15 protein-coding genes are annotated in these 19,211 nt (G+C 58.4%); 10 read left to right on the top strand and 5 right to left on the bottom strand.

The features are described from left to right. Window positions 1–5 precede the first annotated feature (5 nt). Both IPM61_05850 and IPM61_05845 read right to left on the bottom strand, forming a co-directional pair. Entirely contained in the window at window positions 6–1,262 is a 1,257-nt protein-coding gene (locus IPM61_05850; GenBank protein ID MBK8910834.1) for a terpene cyclase/mutase family protein, read from the bottom strand. Beyond that, window positions 1,259–2,629, bottom strand: a complete 1,371-nt coding sequence (locus tag IPM61_05845) for a hypothetical protein (protein ID MBK8910833.1) — start codon at window positions 2,627–2,629, stop codon at window positions 1,259–1,261. Before IPM61_05845 ends, IPM61_05850 begins: the two co-directional genes overlap by 4 nt. A gap of 252 nt (window positions 2,630–2,881) precedes the next feature. Between IPM61_05845 and IPM61_05840 the strand changes: the two genes are divergently transcribed. The 4 genes from IPM61_05840 to IPM61_05825 all read left to right on the top strand — a co-directional run bounded on the left by IPM61_05840 (window position 2,882) and on the right by IPM61_05825 (window position 9,348). Beyond that, window positions 2,882–5,692: a T9SS type A sorting domain-containing protein gene (locus IPM61_05840; protein MBK8910832.1), complete on the top strand. Its 2,811-nt coding sequence runs from the start codon at window positions 2,882–2,884 to the stop codon at window positions 5,690–5,692. Window positions 5,693–5,800: 108 nt separating this feature from the next. After that, on the top strand, window positions 5,801–6,187 hold the full coding sequence (locus tag IPM61_05835) for a hypothetical protein (GenBank protein ID MBK8910831.1): 387 nt from the start codon (window positions 5,801–5,803) through the stop codon (window positions 6,185–6,187). A 125-nt stretch (window positions 6,188–6,312) separates the two neighbouring features. Further along, the gene (locus tag IPM61_05830) at window positions 6,313–8,721 is read left to right on the top strand and encodes a TonB-dependent receptor (protein MBK8910830.1); all 2,409 of its coding nucleotides are present in this window, start codon (window positions 6,313–6,315) and stop codon (window positions 8,719–8,721) included. A gap of 60 nt (window positions 8,722–8,781) precedes the next feature. Next, entirely contained in the window at window positions 8,782–9,348 is a 567-nt protein-coding gene (locus tag IPM61_05825; protein MBK8910829.1) for a hypothetical protein, read from the top strand. Between the two features lie 45 nt (window positions 9,349–9,393). On the opposite strand, the gene IPM61_05820 is transcribed toward IPM61_05825, so the two are convergent. Continuing rightward, the gene (locus tag IPM61_05820; GenBank protein MBK8910828.1) at window positions 9,394–9,822 is read right to left on the bottom strand and encodes a YbaN family protein; all 429 of its coding nucleotides are present in this window, start codon (window positions 9,820–9,822) and stop codon (window positions 9,394–9,396) included. A gap of 89 nt (window positions 9,823–9,911) precedes the next feature. Next, on the bottom strand, window positions 9,912–12,323 hold the full coding sequence (locus IPM61_05815) for a PDZ domain-containing protein (protein ID MBK8910827.1): 2,412 nt from the start codon (window positions 12,321–12,323) through the stop codon (window positions 9,912–9,914). A 178-nt stretch (window positions 12,324–12,501) separates the two neighbouring features. On the opposite strand from IPM61_05815, the gene gcvT reads away from it, so the two are divergent. The 4 genes from gcvT to IPM61_05795 all read left to right on the top strand — a co-directional run bounded on the left by gcvT (window position 12,502) and on the right by IPM61_05795 (window position 15,274). Next, window positions 12,502–13,605, top strand: coding sequence for a glycine cleavage system aminomethyltransferase GcvT (gene gcvT / locus IPM61_05810; GenBank protein MBK8910826.1), 1,104 nt, complete (start codon window positions 12,502–12,504; stop codon window positions 13,603–13,605). 9 nt (window positions 13,606–13,614) lie between these two features. Then, window positions 13,615–14,571 (top strand): YbbR-like domain-containing protein, encoded by a 957-nt coding sequence (locus IPM61_05805; GenBank protein MBK8910825.1) that lies wholly within the window; start codon window positions 13,615–13,617, stop codon window positions 14,569–14,571. A gap of 86 nt (window positions 14,572–14,657) precedes the next feature. Continuing rightward, window positions 14,658–14,825 (top strand): helix-turn-helix transcriptional regulator, encoded by a 168-nt coding sequence (locus IPM61_05800; protein ID MBK8910824.1) that lies wholly within the window; start codon window positions 14,658–14,660, stop codon window positions 14,823–14,825. Further along, window positions 14,825–15,274: a cupin domain-containing protein gene (locus IPM61_05795; protein ID MBK8910823.1), complete on the top strand. Its 450-nt coding sequence runs from the start codon at window positions 14,825–14,827 to the stop codon at window positions 15,272–15,274. The genes IPM61_05800 and IPM61_05795 overlap by 1 nt, the downstream gene beginning before the upstream one ends. 70 nt (window positions 15,275–15,344) lie before the next feature. On the opposite strand, the gene moeB is transcribed toward IPM61_05795, so the two are convergent. Further along, on the bottom strand, window positions 15,345–16,511 hold the full coding sequence (moeB, locus tag IPM61_05790) for a molybdopterin-synthase adenylyltransferase MoeB (protein ID MBK8910822.1): 1,167 nt from the start codon (window positions 16,509–16,511) through the stop codon (window positions 15,345–15,347). Between the two features lie 178 nt (window positions 16,512–16,689). Between moeB and IPM61_05785 the strand changes: the two genes are divergently transcribed. Continuing rightward, window positions 16,690–17,688, top strand: coding sequence for a metallophosphoesterase (locus tag IPM61_05785; GenBank protein MBK8910821.1), 999 nt, complete (start codon window positions 16,690–16,692; stop codon window positions 17,686–17,688). After that, on the top strand, window positions 17,685–19,172 hold the full coding sequence (locus tag IPM61_05780; GenBank protein ID MBK8910820.1) for a GWxTD domain-containing protein: 1,488 nt from the start codon (window positions 17,685–17,687) through the stop codon (window positions 19,170–19,172). The genes IPM61_05785 and IPM61_05780 overlap by 4 nt, the downstream gene beginning before the upstream one ends. Window positions 19,173–19,211 lie beyond the last annotated feature (39 nt).

Raw genomic sequence — 19,211 nt, 5'->3', positions numbered from 1 at the left:
GCTATCTACCCGTTGCGTTCTGGCCGGCCATCACCCACGATTTCCCTGATGCCGGTTACTGCCAAGGCCGTTGCCAAAATCGGGTCATCCTCCTTCATCAACACGCTGTGGCGGTTGCTGAAACTTCCATCCTGTTGCTGCTCGGCGGTGTAGATGGCTGCGGCTTGCTGGGGCCAATCTCCGCCAATCCCCAACGCGCGGTAGGCCTGGCAGCGGCCAGCAAGATGGTAGTAATGGAGTGCCAAGTGCCACGGCTCGGGGTCCCCTTCGGGGATTCCTTCGGGGCGGTCAAGGACCGGGTGGGCAATCAGCCAGTTGCGTGCGGCTGCAACCCGTTCATCGGTTTGTTGGATGCCGGCGGCCACCAACGCCAACGCGCCGTCGCAGGTTGCCGTGGCGTAGCTTCGGAACACTGGGCGGTGGGTCGCGTCGGCTGGTTCTTGCAGGCCCTTGTTCGCCCCCAACACAATCGGCGAAAAGTAGAACCCGCCGTCGTAGCGGACGCTTCCGGTGGGTTGTTCGTCCAACCGGTCGTGCGGCTGCTCCCGTTGCTCGGATGGATGTTTTTGAAGAAGCCGTAAAAAGGCTGCGGCGTGGTCGTACATCGCTTCGTTCCGCACCCCTGCTTCGCGCATCGCCTGAAGAACCATGCGGTGGTGCGAAAGATCAACATGGCCCGGGCTTCCTTCCGGCAAGTTGGGCGAACCAAACCCCCATGCTCCGTAGGCCAAATGCTCGGGGGGAAATCCGCGCTGCTCGGTTAGCTGTTGGCGTTGCAGGTATCCAATTGCTTGTTCAATCAACGGTCGGTCGGCCGGTTTTGCGGTGCTGGCCAAGCAGCGCAATCCGTAGCTGGTGGCGTAGTTGGGATACTCGGTGATGTCGGGGTCGCCCAGGCCAATGCAGCCATCAGCGTTGATGCTTCCGCGGATGAACTCCAACCCCTTCTCAATCTGCTGCTGCCGCCCCCGCAGAAGTTGCCCAGGAAGCCGAAGCAAAGCATGAAGCACAAATGGAGTGTAGGCCTGGCCGGAACGGAGCATGGCGTATTGCCCGCTTCGCCACGCTCCGTCGGTGGATTGCTGCGCCCAAAGGTAGTCGGCTGCGCGGCGCAAGGTTTGGGCTGGGTTGGCCACGCTGTTGCAGCCACTGCTCAGCAACGCCGGGACGCTTCCTCCAATCAGAAGAAGCGCCCCACCCTGCATTGCTTGCTTCAGAAATTCACGCCGGCTTCTGCCCGATTCTGAGCGGTGATTGATCATTGGACCGTTCCGGTTGTTCCCCCTTTGCCGCTGGTTAGGCGAAGCATCTCGGCATCGCGGTCCGCGGTTAAGCAAAGGATGACGGCGGCGGTGCAGAACACCGGGCTGGTGATGCAATGGTGCCCGCTCCAGCTGCCATCGCCGTTCTGAATCTTCTCCAATCGGGTGTGCATTTTATCGTTCCACTTCCGCCAATCTTCCCCTCCGGTCACCACCAACGATTCGCTGGAAAGCATGTAGCTCAGGAACTCCTCTCCCCCGTTGTTCCCAAATCCAGAAAGCATCTGCTCATCGTCCAGCTTCTCCACAGCAGCGCGGTTTTGGTCGAAGGCACGTGCCAGTTTGGAGGCTTCTTTTGGGCTAACTCCCGCTTTCACAAGATTCTCGGTGGTGACGTCATCTTCATCGCGGAGCTTCCCTTGCTGCTTGGCGGCAACCACAATGTCCTTTGCCCTTTTGGTCTCCTTTGCGGCGGCGCGTTGGCCGCTGGAGTTGGCGTACAGTTCAACCCCCGCACCAGCATCGGCACGGTATGATTTTGTGCTGGCATCGTAGTTCCCTTTTTGATACTCGCGTGAGCGTTCCAGAACGCTGTCGTTCACCGCGCGCCCGTTCTCCTGGGCAATCTCCAAAGCATTGTTGGCCATGGAGGATTGCAGCACCGGGGCCCATCCGCCGTGGTTCCAGCTTCCATCTTCCTTTTGGGAGTTTTCAATTTTCCGCACGCATTTGTCCAGTGCTTTCTCAACGCGTGCTTTCAGCGTTGGCGCGTCGGCCAATGTTGGAAGCACGCGACCAAAGAACTGGGCGCAGAGTGAGACGTCAACAAACTCCCCCAACTTCCGCTGTGGCTGCGTTCCGGTAACGTCGCTGATGCGTGGGCCATCTTCCTTGTAGGTCTCCACCGTGGTCAGCAAGTAATCAAGTGCGCGGCGAAGATTCTCGCTGTACTCCCCTTTCAGCGGGTTGTAGCCCGCCCGCAGCAGTGCCATTGCCGTGAACGCCGTTGTGCCCGGGTCCACCGTGACGGCGTGGGGGTCCCGTTGGTCCTGCTTGGCGTAGCTTCCCGCGCCCCATCCTCCATCTTTGTGTTGCGCATCGGCCAGCCACCGCAAGCCTTTTTGCATGAATGGGTCAATAGCGCGTGGTGGGTCAATAATGTCGCCAGGGTTGGGTGTTGGATTGTTGCGCGGAGCAATGCCACCGTGTGGTGTGTGATGGGGGGTAGGTGTTGGGTTCTGGTTGTCAAAGAAGGAGGTGATGCTGGCTCCAAGAAGCAGTGTGCCAAGTGTGGCAAGCGCCGAAGCCCGAAGCCGATTGATCTGGTGGGAAGTGCGGCGCGCTGGTTTGCGATGATCCTTTTGCATGATGTGGTTCTGATTAACATGGAACATGAAGTCAACGGGATGCGAGCTTCCCACACCCCTTCCACCCCGCTACGATTGCAAGGGGGGAATTTTTTGATGTCCATTGCGCAAGGAACAGCGGGATGACGGCAGGTTGGGAAGGTTGTGACATGGGGCATCAAGGTTCTTGTCCAGGCAGATAAAAATCCCCAAGTTCACCCCGGCGATGATTGATTTTCCCATCATTATCAACCTTCACTCTGGCAGGGAGCAATGATGCGTTCTTTCTGGATTATTCTTCTGGGTTTTGCTGCTGTTTCGGCGGTGGCGTTGGGGCAGGATGTGCGCTTGTCGTCCGATCCCATCAACTACTTGCTGGCAACGGACCTCCGCATCCAATCGGCAGCAAGCATTGGCCCCACAACGCTGGCGGTGTGGGGGACCGCAGTGGCTGGACCGCAGCAGCCAGCAGGGGTGCAAGGCGCGTTGCGATTTCAACTGCTTCGTGGGGGAACGCCGGTGGGCACGCAAGGAACGTTGAACGCCCCGCAGGCCAGCCCCTACGGCGTGGTGCGGGTGCTTGATTTGCTGGATCGGTACGTGGTTCTGTGGAACGATCGGCGTGCAGGGGCGGAAGGAATCTACGCGCAGGTAGTGGATACCGCGGGGAACGTGGTGGCTGGCGAACTTCAACTGAGCAGCGGCGCGATGCAGGCCGATAGCCTTGTGTGGCGGCTCCGCTCTTCCAGCGGTTGGGTGGTGGTGTGGCAAGATTCTTCGGCGGGGGGAAGCCTGAAGGAAATCAGGTTTGATGATGCGGGGAATCCAACATCATCGCCAACACTGCTTCGTGCCGGAGCGCATCGCCGTGGCGTGCAGTTCGCGGATATTCCCGGCCTGCTGTTGCTGCAGGATAACGGGCAAGCTGCGGTTGCCTTCTGGAGCGATAACGGGGTGGATGCTCGGCCCATTCCTGCTGGGCGTTTTTCCGGCCCATACCACCTAAGCCGCGACAGTTCTTTGCTGGTGCTGAAAGATTCCACCCTTGCTTTCTATGATTCCTTCTTTGATTCGGTTCCTGCGAAATCGTTGGCGATTCCGTTCGGCCCCGGGCTGCTACCCGGCACCCAAACCGTGGTGAAGGATGACACAGGCGGGATCAGCATTATCTACATGCGCGAGCGCGTAGGGCTGATGGATGTTTTTTATTTCAGCCACATCTACCGGCAATGGATTGTGGGGGATACGCTTGGCAAACGCGATACCCTTGCGGTGCTGAAATATCTGGATGATCCCCACAGCGGTTTCGCAGGATTTCGAACCAAATTCAATTGGGCAACAATTGACAAAGGGTTCAGCAACACCACCCTTATCACCGTGAAATTCTGGGAAGAGGAGATCTACAACTCCGTCCTCTACAATCGGCTGCCGAGATATTCAACCTTTGCGCTTGCCTCTAATGGGGCTTTCATTGGCTCCTATCAAAACGCTCCCTTGCCGTTGTCCCTTCGTCGTTTGGGGATTGGTGGCTCGCCGGTTGAGCGAAGATTGTTCGACACGATAAGCTCCATCACCGTGGTGGCCTCCGGCACCGAACAAACAGTGGCTGCAATGGTTGCTGAGCAGGTTATCAATATCCCCCAGCTATGCCCCAACGTTATGGAGCGGGAAGGGGCATTGCTGGTGACCTACGACCAATCGGAGAAAAAAGCAACATACCCGCTTGGAGTATGGAATACCCGGGCAACGCCTCCGTTGCAGATGCTCCCTTCGTTGAGCATCGAGACGTACAACAACTACATTCCAACCAAGAGTGATTTGTCGCAGGCGCAGCTTCTGAACGGTATGGATCATACTGTGCTGCTGCATAATCTGTATGAGCGCAAAGAAACCGCGCAGCATGGCCATCCAACCTCCATTTCTTATAAAGGATGGCATCGCTACTATGCGGCAACGGATAGTGGCTGGCGAATGATGGCGCAGTTCTATCATGTGGCTGGTGAGATGGTGGGCATTTCCTCCTCGCGGTTATCGTTCTATGGATTGGATTTCCAGTTCGACCCTGAGCAACAACGCTTTTATGGCAGCGAACTTTTGGAGTTGGATAAATCGTTTCTTCCCATTGACAGCAACCGATTCGTTTATGCAGCGGATCGGTATGGCACTATCCAATGGAAAGTGGTGGACGCACCGCAAGTCTATCACGGACATGGCAACGATAGCGTTAAAGCCATCATCCCAATAGGTGAGCAGGAATTTTTGGCTGTGTACCCCGCCAGCCAACGTCACCTGAAAGACACCGTGGTGATTGCGCAAGCATCCTTTCATCCGGCGGGTCCAAAGGTGAAGTATCAGCGGTATGTTGCCCTCAGGAACAAGCGATACCTCCGCTGCTATTCAACCGAGGCCGCGCCAACCACTGTGCAATTGGAGGTCTTCTCCCACAGTGGAAAATTGTTGGATTCCACCTCGCTGCAGTTTAGCGTTCCGCTGCCGCGCATTGCCATTGTTCAGAACCCTACCGACCGCTCGTTGGCGTTGCTGTATGGCGGGGCCGGCGGTGCAAAACTGACGTTGCTAAGCGAACGCTTGCGGGTGCAGCAAACCATAGATGCTGGCAACCTCCCCTTGCAAGATTCCCCCATCAGTTCCACTCGTGATACTGTTGGGTTGGTGGCAGGGGTGTTCCGCAACGACACGCTGTTTGCTGTGTGGGAGGATTTGCGAAACGGAGCGTCCGACATTTACGGCACAGCATGGCAAGTTCCAGCAACGATGACCGCCCCTACCCTGCCGCCCCCCGCAGCCGCGATTGCCCCAACCCAAGCGGTCGCGATCACCGCCATTGCTCCAATCCCATGCAACGATCAACTAACCGTCCAGCATCACCTTTCCGAAGGGGGAATGGTCACGTTCAGCATCATGGATGAGATGGGGAAAGTCGTCAAGCAGTTCAGCAAAAAACTTCCGCAGGGGCTAAGCGAAAGCACGCTGGCCACCGATGACCTTTTCCCGGGAACATACGCCGTAAAGATCAGCAGCCAGCACGGGGAATCTATCATGCGGTTTCTTGTGGTGCGGTAGTTTTCGCGTTGCTGGAGATAGAGTTCCCCTCCCCTTTTCGCTGTTGCAAATGATTTGCATTTTCTTCTTTGCTGCGCTTGGGCTTCTTCCTACGTTTGCTTCCCAAACGTGAAGAAGCTCTGCACCATAGCCCGTGCCATTGCCATGCTGCTGTTTACGGCGGCGTGGTTGGTGGCATCCACTGCAAGCCTTCTTCATGATGCCATCCATCATGGTGGTGCGCACGGTTCGGCTTCGCATCATCATGGCCAAGAGGTGTGGGATACCGCGACCACCGTTCCCCAAGTTGATGCTGCCGACGCTATCACCCCTGTTTCTACGGTCGCGGGGTGCTTCTTCTGTGTTCATGGGTCGCTGGTGTTGTTGCTGGCAATGGTGGCCACGCTTCCCTTCCTCTCCTTTTTCTTCCAACGCCGTTTCTCCGGTTGCGCTTCGGCAATCGCTTTTCATCGGTTCCTTCTTCCCTCGCTTCGCGCTCCGCCGCAGTTCGGTTAATCTTCACCGCCTCCGTTTTTCGCTCATCGTTTTCCGAACCTGATTCACTGCTGCTGGCTGCAAGTGGGTGGCTTCCTCGTGTGTGGTTGCCACTGCTGCTGCCGTGGCTGTTGCTTGGATAATTAATGAACCGATCAAACCAGCGATTGCCGCAAACCAACAGCGCGGCGATCCCCAATGCTTGCTATATCCTTTTTCTGGTTGCGGCATTTGCGGGATGCTGCGCGATTCCTGCATGGAGCAGGATTCCAACCCCCCTTGCCAACGCCCCCCACGCACGCCTGTATGGCCGCGTGCTGGATAGCCTTACCGAACGCCCGTTGGTCTCGGCCACGGTTGCCATTCCCGAACTGAAACGGGGGACCTTTGCCGCTCGCGATGGATCGTTCCAGCTGACCGGGCTTCCTTCTGGGCGGTACGTGGTGGTGGTGACAATGGTGGGGTATGCCGAGCAACGGCTGCTCCTTGATCTCAGCCATGAGGAAGAACTCACGATTCGACTTGTCCCGGAAACTGTGCAAGGGTCCCAGATTACCGTCACCGATTATGCTGACGGCTCCGGGCTGCTTGGTTCCTCGAACTCGGTGACGGTGCTGAGCGAGGCAGATCTGGAAAAAACTCGTGGCCAAACTCTTGGTGAATCTCTAAAAGGTGTTGCGGGGGTAACGCTGTTGAACACCGGTCCCTCAATCGCCAAGCCGGTGATTCGGGGGCTGCATAGCCAGCGCGTGCTGGTGGTGAATGCTGGGGTCCAGCAGGAAGGCCAGCAATGGGGGGCCGAACACGCGCCGGAGATTGATCCCTTCTCCCCTTCCAGCATTCAGGTGGTGCGGGGGCCGGCGGGGGTGGAGTTCGGAGCCGGAGCAATTGGCGGGGTGATTCGCCTTGAGCCACGTCCGCTTCCAACAACACCTGGTATTGATGGCGATCTTACCCTCAATCTTTTTTCCAACAACAGGCAAGGCTCCGGTTCGCTTCTGTTGGAAGGCGGACTTGGCAGGGGATTGTCGGCGCGGTTGCAAGGGAGCTTGCGGAAAGCTGGCGACTCGCGCACCCCAACATACGTTTTGGGGAACACTGGATTTGAGGAATCGAACGGATCGCTAACGTTTGGCTGGCAAGGGGAAGATGCCGGGGCGGAGCTTCTGCTAAGCCACTTCGGCACCACGCTTGGCATCTTCCGTGGCTCGCACGTGGAGACTGCGGACGATCTGTTGCGGGCAATCGAGCGTGGCCGCCCGGCTGTTGAGCACTCCTTCGGCTACCAGATTTCTGCCCCGCGCCAGGAGGTTGCGCACAACTCTATTTCCCTTGCGGCCCACTACCGTTCCCCATCGGTTGGGAAGTATGAGTTGCAGTATGGGGTCCAGCAGAACCACCGGCAGGAGTTCGATGCTCACAACCGCCGCTACGCCGGGGACACCACCGGCCAACGGGCATCAAGCCGTGCGTCGTTGGATATGACCTTAACCACCTACACCCTGGGACTAAAGCTGCGCCACAACGGAATCGGTCCGCTGTACGGAACCATTGGTGCCGAAGGGATGCGGCAAGGAAATGTGTTGGATGGGAGGATATTCCTAATCCCGCAGTACCGGATGTACAGCGGTGGAATCTTCCTGCTGGAAAATCTTCAACTTGGCGACCAACTGCTACTGAATGGCGGTTTGCGCTACGATTACCGCTGGACGAAAGTCTATCAACTTCCCGCCAAACACATTGCCGACACCACGCTACGCTACAGCAACCTGACCGCAGCGTTTGGCGGAACCTGGAGCTTTGCCGAGGCATGGTCGCTGAATGGGAACATCGGAAGTGCGTGGAGGCCGCCCGGGGTGAACGAACTGTACAGCAACGGCGTGCATCATGGCGCGGCGCAGTTCGAAATTGGAAACTTGGGGATTGGCAGCGAGCGGGCGTACAACGTGGACCTTACGCTGAAGCACGCCAGCGAACAGGCTCGTGGTCAGGTGAGTATCTACGCCACTTCCATTGATGGCTTCATCTACCTTCGCCCCGACACGGTTCCTACCGTCACCATTCGCGGGGCATATCCCACGTTTCGCTATGCCCAGGCCGACGCACTTTTAACAGGCATTGATGGAACGATTGAGTATCACCTTCTGGACCTGTTGCACGTGGGGGCAACCTTCAGCATCGTCCGGGGCGATAACCGAACCACCAACGAACCGCTGATTGGAATGCCCGGCGACAGGCTTCAACTAATGGCCCACATTGACCTTCCAGAGTGTGGCGATTGGTTGGGTTCGCCCTACATTGAGCCATCGGTTCAGATGGTGCGGTCGCAGACACGCACCCCAGTTGGTGCGGACTACGCGCCGCCACCGGCGGGCTACACTCTGTTCAATCTGGATGCTGGTGCGCGGCTTAGGCTCTTCTCCTCCCCCATCACTCTTGCCTTCAGCGTGCAGAACATCTTCAACAAAAGCTACCGTGATTACCTAAGCCGCTACCGCTACTTTAGCGATGACCCAGGAAGGAACCTGGTGCTGCGGGTGGGGATCGCGTTCTGACAGCAGAAACCAAATAACCAACAAGATTAAGGACCTAAATCAATGAAAGGATGTACGCCAATGAAACGATTCCAGAGCATCATCATTCTTGCCGGGCTGCTGCCCCTGCTGGCAAGTGCCTGCAACGATGACCCCAGCACTGGGCCCGATTCGATAGACCACGAAGAAGCGAACATGGTGGTTCTTCAGCTAATCAATTCGGCAAACCCAAGCGACACCATCACGGCCACGTTTTTGGACAAAGACGATGCCGGGGGCAACCCACCAACGATTGATACGCTGCGGCTAACAAGCAACGCAAGCTACAGTGGGGCGGTCCGCCTTTTTCACCAGCATGGTTCAATTGCCACGGAACTAACCGCAGATATTGAGCGGGAGAAGGATGAGCATCAGTTTTTCTTCACGGCGAAGGATGGGGCCGCCGGGCGGGTGTTTATCACCCCCACCGACAAAGATTCCAAAAACCTACCGGTTGGATTGAAGTTCACCGTAGTGGTGGGAAGCGGCACGCCAACAACGGGGAAGCTGAACGTGGTGCTTGGGGATTTCGATGAAGTAGCAAAAGATGGAATCAACCACAGCCCGGAATCGGATGTGGATGTTGAGTTTCCTGTGGTGGTGGACTAAGTCGTGTACACAGTCGGCGATCAACGTGCCGCAGCAAAGAATCCGTTATTCGGGTTGGGGGGCTGCGGCACGTTCCGCTTGCGGGCTGATTGCTGGCGATTCGGCTTCCTCCCGAAGCGTCTTCATTCGCAAAAGATAAGTGGTGGTGCAGCTGGCGGTGCAGATTAGCGCAACGGTTGCTTGCCAGCGGCCAATGCTGTAGATGGAAAGCCCGATGGAAACCCACAGCAATGCAAGCGTGCTGATTTTTGCGCGCATCGGCAACCCGCGCCGCTCCTTGATATTCCTGATGTATGGCCCCAGATGCCGATGATTAAGCAACCAATCATGCAACCGCTTGGACCCGCGCAGATAACACGCCGAAGCAAGCAGCAAGAAGGGGGTGGTGGGGACCAATGGCAAAAAAATGCCGGCCACACCAAGCCCCACAAAAAAGGTCCCAAGAACGTTGTAGAGAATCTTGATCGGTGTCATCGTGGCAATCCATCAGGCTGCTGAACAAAATACTTCGCCCGCAAAATAGCATCGGTTGATACGCCCCGATAGGCTTCGGATGTTGCCGATTATTTCCCGCCATCATCAAACACCATCCCTTTGTTCCCTTTCACCACCGCTTCGCCAGGGCGGACCCGCGGCTCCACGTAGTAATCGCTTCCGTGCCCAAGGTCCAACAACAACCCAAGCGAACCATGCCGGCGCGGGCGATTGAAGTTCCCCCCACCCTGGCTGTGGGTGGTGTCGCTGAGCTTGATAAAGTACTGGTCATCCCCCTTGTAATCCAGCAGCCATGCAAACGAAACGTTCAGGGCGGACCCCTGGCTGCTGGTGGATCCGCGATACGTGTCGTTCCCGCCAAGGTCCTCCAAGCAGCCGCTGGACCAGTCGTGGGCGTTCCCTTGCTCAAGGCCGTGGTAGGCATCGTACATGTCGTCGCCCGCGTCGTCCAGCAGCGCGCCAAACGAAAGGTGGATGCCACTCCCTTGTGAGTATTGCCCGGCGGTGTAGCGGTCGTAGCCGTCGGCATCGTGAAGGATGCCAAGCGCGTACCAGTAGCTTCCCCCTTGGCTGAAGAAATCGCTGGCGTACAGGTCGTTGCCGCGGCGGTCGCTTAGCAGGCCAATCCCGCCGTCGGTTCCAATTCCCGTTGCCCACGGGCGCATCCCGTAGCCAAACCCTTGCGACATGGATAACGAGGCCCTGCCCGGATACCGCGAGTCGGGGATTTTCCATCCGGCGCGGTAGCTGTCGTTCCCGTCGGCCTCCAGAATTGCCCCGTACCCACGTGCATAACCGAACGCTTGGGAGAAGACTTCCGACGAATATTGATCGGCCCCACCCCCTTCCCAAATAATTCCCGCTCCCAAAAAACCAACCCCTTGCGAACACCACCGCGCGGTGTACAGATCATCGCCAGCGTGGTCGGCCAAGATGCCGATTCCCAGAAGCCCTGCCCCTTGCGAGAACATTGCGGCGCGGTAGGTGTCGTTCCCCTGAAGGTCAACCAGCAGGTCCACCGCGCCAATTCCCGCAGCTTGTCCGGTGGTGGTGGTGTGATACCGGTCATCTCCGTTCAGATCAATCAGCAATCGGAAGGAACCAAGCGTTGCCCCGGGAAGCTGATAGATGTCGTCCCCGCCAACATCCATGATGAACACGAACGCTCCGGTGTAGCTGTTTGGCCCCGGCCCACCAATCACGCAACGCCCCTGCGGGGTGCTCCACTCCCGAATCACCGTGCCGGTCACGCCGCTGCCGGTGGCTGGTTGGGGTGATGATGAACCAAGGCTTGCCGCTGCCCCCCGAATCCATCCGGTGTCGGCCAACGCCGCAAGCATCTGCGCGGCGGTGAAGAGCGCGGCCATATCCACCTTGTCGGCATTTGCAAACATCTTGGCCATGCGCTGCTCCTGTGCATTCCGTTCGGTGCGTCGGCGGATTGGGTCGCCGATGGAGTCAAGCACGGTTTCCCAATCATGTTCGATATCCAAGATTCGCATCAGCTGCGCTGGCAACGAGTCAAGATCCTTCCGCACCGGGCCGTACGCTTTGTCCAGCTGCGACTGCACCGCAGCAAATCTTGCCGATAGGTTGCCAAGATCGGTTGCGGGGAATGCCGTTGGCGGCGCAAGCGGAATATCCAGCGCGTGCCCGGCGGCCCACAATGCCCCGGGAAGACCATCGTGGCCAACGGAACCCCATGCTTCTTCCGACAAATAGCGTGAGTAGGCAGCAAGCCGCGTTGGATGGTTGTGCAGGTAGGTGACGGCGTTCAATCGCCACGGGTTGGGGCGGCCCGCAAACGGGACGGTGCAGAAATCTTGGTCGCTAATCACCCGCATCTGCTTCTTGATAGTGTCGCCCCACGGAAGAAGCTGCTGCTGGGCTAACGTGCGCGCCAGCCAGCTTTCCTCCATTGCCGGGAACAGCGGCCGCCCGTTGAATGTTGGCTCCAGAAATGGCATCGGAACACGGGTTGCCGCCGCAAGCGGGATGGGGTGTTCTTTGATCGTTCCATCACGCACAATGCTGAGCCATGCGGTGTCGCCCGGGCGCATATCGCGGGCGGTAATGGCCATGTATTCATCGCCGTGGTAAAGGCTGTCGCCAATCGGTTTCCCGTTCATCCCCACGATGATATCGCCGATAAACATCCCCGATTCATCGGCGGGCCAGTGGGGCATCAGGTGCCAAATCTTGAACCCCTTCCTGCCAGCAGGGAACCCAGGGATCACCGCTGCGGTGTCGTCCGGAACCTGGTTGCTGTAAATGCCAAGCCGTGGGCGAAGCGGGTCCGGAATGCCGGGCCATTCAAACATTGGAAGATCAACCATCCGAAGGCTTTCGCGGATCAGCGAGTCAAGCCGGGAGGATTGGGCAACGGTGGAGATGTTAGGAAGGAGGAAGAAGAGCATCAGCCAGAACATCGCGAAGGGGAACGTGGCAGGCTTGATGGAGCGGAAGAAACGGTTGCGCATTGCTGTGTTGCCAATGATTGGTTGGAAGGACCGGCAATATAACCGCCCACGTGCTTACCCCTTGCAACGGCAGATTGGCCCCCGGGATGTGGCAATGTTGTGGCAGCGGTTTTGTAAGTTCGCCGGTGGAACGATTCATGGTTTGGTATTCCATCCGCTCAACACACTGCATCAACCAATGACTGAAACCGCGCTGAAACGCACCGCTTTTTACGATCTCCATCTGGCCGCCGGGGCAAAAATCGTCCCGTTTGCTGGCTTCGAAATGCCCGTTTCCTATCGGGGTATCCTTGCCGAACACACCGCCGTGCGCGAACGCGTTGGCGTGTTCGATGTCTCCCACATGGGTGAGGTTCTGGTGACAGGCCCGAACGCTTTGGAGTTCGTCCAAAAAATCACCGTGAACGATGCCTCGGTCCTCACCATTGGCCAGGCCCAATACAGTGCCATGTGCCGCCCCGATGGCGGAATTGTGGATGACCTTCTGGTCTATTATCGCGGCCCTGAAAACTACCTGCTGGTGATTAACGGAGCCAACATTGACAAAGACTTTGCATGGATGCAGCAGAACGCAATCGAAGGGGCAACGCTGGTGAACGCCTCGGACGATTACTCACTCCTCGCCGTTCAGGGTCCAAAGTCGCTGCAGGCGTTGCAGAAGCTGACCGCAACGGACCTGAGCGCGATTGAGTACTACCACTTCGTTGAAGGTGAGATTGCTGGCGTTCCGGCAATCATCTCACGCACTGGCTACACCGGCGAGCTTGGCTTCGAACTCTATTTCAGCAGCGATCGCCAGCCAAGCGCAAACGTCTGGAATGCCGTGATGGAGGCTGGCGCGGAGTTCGGAATCGAGCCAACCGGCTTGGGCGCACGCGACACGCTCCGCCTGGAAATGGGCTACTGCCTGTACGGCAACGACATCACCGACGACACCAACACCATCGAGGCCGGTTTGGGGTGGATCACCAAGCTGGAGAAGGGGGAGTTCAACGGGCGGGAAGCACTGGCCGCAGTGAAGGCCGCAAAGCCCTCGCGGAAGCTGGTCGCCTTCCAGATGAAGGAGCGGGGAATTCCGCGCCAGCATTACAAGATTGCAGCCGATGGGCGCGATGTTGGCGAAGTCACCAGCGGAACATCCTCGCCAACGTTGGGGGAAGGGATTGGGATGGGATACGTGGAATCGGCATTTGCGAAAGTCGGAACCGAAATCGCCGTCGTCATTCGCGATAAGCACGTTTCAGCAACGGTGGTGAAACTGCCGTTCGTGAAAAAGGGGTAAGCAATACCGGTGAGCCAACGGAACAACAAGGCCAGCGTGTGGCGTGTGTTAGGGGCGGTCTTCTTCGCGGCACTGCTGTGGGGAATCACCGCCCTTTCCGACACGTACTTTTCCAGCCTAAGCCTTCCGTTGCGTGTGGACCTTCCCCCCGACCAAGCATTGATTGAACCCCTTCCTTCCACCATCCAAGTGACGCTGCGGGCAAGCGGCTGGGCGCTGCTGAAAATGAAGGCCGCTGGCCAGGCAGAATGCGTGCTGCACCCTTCGGCGCGGTCCCAGGAAAAACAGCGCGCGGTGATGGTGGATCGCTCGGCATTGCTTACCGAGGTTCGCGCCGGGCTGCCGGGGGCCGAGCAGGTCACGAACATCTATCCCGACTCGCTGACGATGGTGATTGGGCGCGTGGTGAGCAAGCGGGTTCCGCTGATTCCGGTGGGGGCAATCAACACACGCCAGGGGTTCGAGGTGATTGGGAGCTACCAGATTTCCCCTGATAGCGTCACGGTGGTTGGCTCGGAAAAATCATTGCAGAAGATCACCTCCTGGACCACCGAGCCGATCCAGTTAGAAGATGTCCACCAGCCGGTTTCCCGCATGCGGATTCGGGTCAGCGACACGCTTCCGGGCGTTGTTCGCCCCACGCCGTTGGTTGTTGAATTGAGCGCCGACGTTCAGGAGATTGCCGAGCGTGCCTTCCCCGACATCTCCATCACCAACCGTGCCGCCGCACGCGACACCACGCTGGAACTGGTCCTGCAGCCGGAGCGTGTGGAGATTCTGATCCGCGGCGGCGCGCGCGACCTTAGCCGACTTAATCCCCGCCTGCTTCGTGCCTGGATTGACGTTGCCCACGGGATTGACACCCTGGGCTACGCCCGCCCCCGGTTGCTGAACTTGCCGCCGGGCCTGCGGGTGATCCGTTTCAATCCCGAGCGGGTGAGATACCTATGGAGGAAGGAGCGGTAGCGATTGGGCCACAGTGATTGGGCCGCCGGTTTTCCTTCCCTATCCCCCACTCCCTCATCTTCCAAACACAGACCAGACGTTAGACAGTGCCACGCCATATCATTCATCAGCCGAAATATTTGGGCGAGAACTTGCGCCGTTTGCGGCAATCGCGCGATTGGACGCTGGAGCGATTGGGGAACGCTGCGGGGGTGACAAAAGGGTATGTCTCGCTGGTGGAGTCGGGGAAGCGGACCCCCATTGGGCCACGCTGATGCGGATGGTTCACGGGCTTGGGACCACGCTTTGCTGGTTCTTCACGCGGGCCGAATCGGTTCCCGAACCAGAGGATGGGGTCCGAAGCCGCCGCGCCGATAGGATTGTGGTTGCCGGCCCACCGCTGAACGAAAAAGGGCAATATCCATCACCCCCTTCCGAGCCGTACACCCACATCATCACCCCGTTCCACGAAGGTTTGCTGACGGAGGTTGTGGAGGTTTTCCTGACCCCCCACACTGAATGGAGTCTGGAGCCGATCAGCTTTGGCGGGATGGTGACAGCCTACGGGATGAAAGGGCGGATGCTTCTGGTGATTGAGGGGACGGAGTACATCCTGCACGAAGGGGAGACGCTCCATTACGATGGCTGCCGCCCCCACCAACTTCGCAACTACACGGACCATCCTTCGCTGGCGTTGCTCACCATTGCCCCGGTGGCATTGTAGCTGTGGCGGAAAAAACAACAGGCGCGGGAAGAAGTTGATCTTCTTCCCGCGCCTGTTCGATTTTTTGGAATTAGTACTTCGGCACGTTTGGGTCAATAACGTCGGACCAAGCGCGGATGCCTCCGGTAAGGTTCGCCACGTTGGCGTAGCCAAGCGATTGCAAATACTCAATCGCCTTGGTGGACCGTGCGCCCGAGCGGCAGTGGATCACCACGGTGCCATCGCGTGGGATTTCGGAGTAGCGTTCGGGAAGCTGGCCAAGCGGGATCAGCGTCCCGCCGATGTTGCACAGCTCGTACTCGTGCGGTTCGCGCACGTCAATCAGTGTGTGTGGCGTGCCGCTGCTGCGCAGTTCAGCAAGCTGTTCAACGGTGATTTCTGGTACTGGCATGGTTGTTTTATCTGGTTGTTGGTTGGAAACGCGGTCGTGGGCAGGCACGCCGCAGAACGCTTCGTAATCTATCAACTGTGTGATGGTTGGGCGGTTGCTGCAGATTGGGCAATCGGGGTCGCGGGCAAAGCGCAATTCCCGGAAGCCCATTGCCAGCGCGTCGTACAGAAGCAACCGCCCAATCAGTGGCTTCCCGATTCCCGTCAGCACTTTTATCACCTCGGTGGCTTGCAGCGTGCCGATCACCCCGGGCAACACCCCCAACACCCCTCCTTCGGCACAACTGGGAACCGACCCCGGCGGCGGTGGCTCGGGATACAAGCAGCGGTAACAGGGGCCATGCTTGCTCCAAAACGTGGAGACTTGCCCCTCGAACCGAAAGATGGACCCGTAGATGTTCGGGATGCCGAGGAACACCGCCACATCGTTGCTAAGATACCGCGTGGGGAAGTTGTCGGTTCCGTCAACAATCGCGCTGTAGCCGGTGGCAATCTGCATGGCGTTTGCGCTGGTGAACGGTTGGTCGTGGGTGGCCACCTCAATGTGCCGGTTGACCTCCATCATCCGTTCCTGTGCCGATTCGACTTTCTTCCGCCCAACGTCGGAGCTTCCGTGCAGCACTTGGCGTTGCAGGTTCGATTCATCCACAACGTCGCTATCCACAATGCCGATTTTCCCAACCCCGGCCGCCGCCAAATAGAGGGCCAATGGCGACCCCAATCCGCCGGCCCCAATCAGCAACACGCTGGATTCTTTCAGCCGCTGCTGCCCCGCCATGCCGAACTCCGGCAAAAGGATGTGGCGGCTGTAGCGGCCCAATTCTTCGGGCGTTAATCGTGCTGGCATTGAGATAAACCTTGCGGGTTAGGAAATTTTTGGCCAAGATAGCGGGCAAGATGGCAGACGGGGGGAACCACTGTTCCGTGTCAACGATTGTTCCGTGTCAACGATAATCCGATTGGCTTCGTCCTCCGCTTCGCCTAATTTTGACGCAATGAAAAACCGGCGAGAACAACCGCAAGTTATGCCAAACCGCCTAACCCGCCGCCACTTCCTTGGTGGGGTTGGGATTGGTGTGCTGGGGGGCGCGGCTTTTGCTGCCGATTGCGCGGCAACGTCGGTGGAGGATGCGCCGGTTGCGCCCGCGTATCCATCGGAACCTGTGGCCAACCGGCTGCGCACGCTGATTGTTGTTGGCGATACCCAACGGACAACATGGCCCGAGCGGGTGTTCCTGGGGCGCAAGCAGAACGATGCCGAACGTGCCCAAGTGCTTCGCGCCATTGCCGATGAGCAACCGGACCTGCTGCTTCACTTGGGCGATATGGTGGCACTTGGCGAAGATGCCGACGACTGGGCTTACTTCGACACGTTGGCCGCCACCCTTCGCAAGCAAAACACGCCGGTGCTGGCCCTGCTGGGGAATCACGATTATGGAATGTGGCGGCACGGCAAACGGGTGCTGCATCGTTGCTACAACCGATTCCCCAACACAACCCGGCGCCCTGCGGTTCGGCGGGTTGGCGGAATGGCATTGGTGCTGCTCGATTCCAACTTCACCCACCTTCCCCCCTGGGAGCAGACGCGCCAGCAGCAAGAGTACGTGCAAGCCTTGCGCCAGCTTGACGAGGATCCCGCCATTGGCATGGTGGTTGTGGCCTCGCACCACCCCCCCTTCAGCAACAGCGATCTGGGTGGGGATGCGCGTGTGGAGGCGGAGTTCGCCCAGCCGTTTTTGGATTCGAAAAAGGGGCGGCTGTATCTGTCGGGCCATGTCCATTCCTACGAGCGGTTCAGCCACGGGGGGCGGACGTTTGTGGTAAGTGGCGGCGGCGGCGGACCGCGCCGTGCGGTCAGCAACGCGGCGGACCGGGCGTTCGCTAACGACCAATACCGGGTTGGCGCAATTCGCCCGTTCCACTACCTGCGGATTGCCGTAACCGAACAGACGCTCCGCTGCGAAGTGATGATGCTGAACGGAACCACGTTTGAATGTGGCGACCAATTCCACGTTGGGAAATGAAGAACAAGAGAAGCAACGCAAGATCAATAGCGGCATGGATGATTGCAGCGGCAGGGTTGCTGTTGTTGGCCATTGCAGAATTATGGATGATTGCAGTGGCAAGGTTGTTGTTGCTGGCCATTGCAGAATTATGGATGATTGCAGTGGCAATGCTACTGCTATCAGCCCCAGCATTTTCGCAAGTTCCCACCACCCGCCAGCCGCCAACGCTGGAAGAATTGGCGGCCATGAGCGATGATTACTTCCTTGAAGTAACCACCCTTCCCGGGACCGAGTTAGGGCGCGGGCGGGCAATCATCAGCTCCCGGCTTAGCTACGATCTGCTCAACTTCCGCAAAGCTGGGCGCGCTGCCGATGGCACGGAACTCTACCTTGCCACCCCGGCCTTGTACGTGGAGGCTGTCGGCTCCGATGGTGTGGTGGTGGGAAGCGGAATTTGGAGCGATACCGTTCGGGTTGCTGGATATTCCCAAACGAACTCCCGTTCGGTGTTTGTGTGCGGCGCGGTGGAGCTGTCGCTCCGTCCCGATCGGTACACCTTCAGCTACAACGTCACCGACGGCGGGGTTGAGCCACTGTTCCGCAGAACCACGCCACCGCTGGCGATGGATGACTTCCGTGCCAACTCCCCGGCCATTGGCAGCCCGCTGTTGTTAAGCGGCATCTACGGCGATACGCTGGTGGCGGCAGGGATTGACGGAAACGCAAAGTTTGGCAGCCCGCTGGTTGCGTACGTCCCGCTATCTGCGCGGGAAACGCCGCGATTGTTAGGCTGGCAGTTGCTGCAGGCACCGGCTGGTGAGGAGAACACGAGCAAGGAGCTGGCCAAAGGAAACGGGGAATTGCTGGGGCCGGTAACGGTAAGCCGCGCAAGCTGCAACGAAGGGAACATCACTCTGGTGGCGCGGCGCGATAGCGTTCCTCCGGGAGCCTACGGGGCGATAGTGAACATCCCGAACGCAGAGCTTCTTCCGGCGGATTACCTGTTGGTTTTGACCTTTCAGGCCGGAAGCAGCAGCGCGACCGATACCATCCCGTTTGCCTTGCGGTGGATTGATATGCCCTTCTCCTTGCTTCGCCCGGAGTATGCAATCCGCGCCCTGTACCCGATTGCGCCGGAGGACACGATTGATGAGCTTCTTTCCGGCAGCAAGGAGGACCGCGCCGCAGCCTTGTACCGGTTCTGGCAGCAGCAGGACCCCACCCCAACCACCCGCTACAATGAGCGGATGGCCGAGTACTACCGCCGCGTGGATTATGCCTACCTTACCTTCAAAACGTTGGACCAGCGGGACGGGGCAAAGAGCGATCGTGGGAAAATCTACATCCTGTACGGCCCCCCAACCACGATTGACCGGCAGATGCAGCCTGGCGCACCCCCCCGCGAGCGTTGGACCTACCAGAACGCCGTCAATCGCCAATTCATTTTTGCCGATGGAGAAAGCACAGGGGCATATCGGCTGATTGAGTATCACGATCTGTGAGAGCTGAAGGGCGGTTTGCCGCTTAGGCTCTATATTGCG

This window comes from Chlorobiota bacterium (assembly GCA_016710285.1).
Taxonomy (GTDB): domain Bacteria; phylum Bacteroidota; class Ignavibacteria; order OLB7; family OLB7; genus OLB7.
Note: the sequence above shows the minus strand (reverse complement) of the source record. Positions and strands in the feature narration are given on the sequence as shown.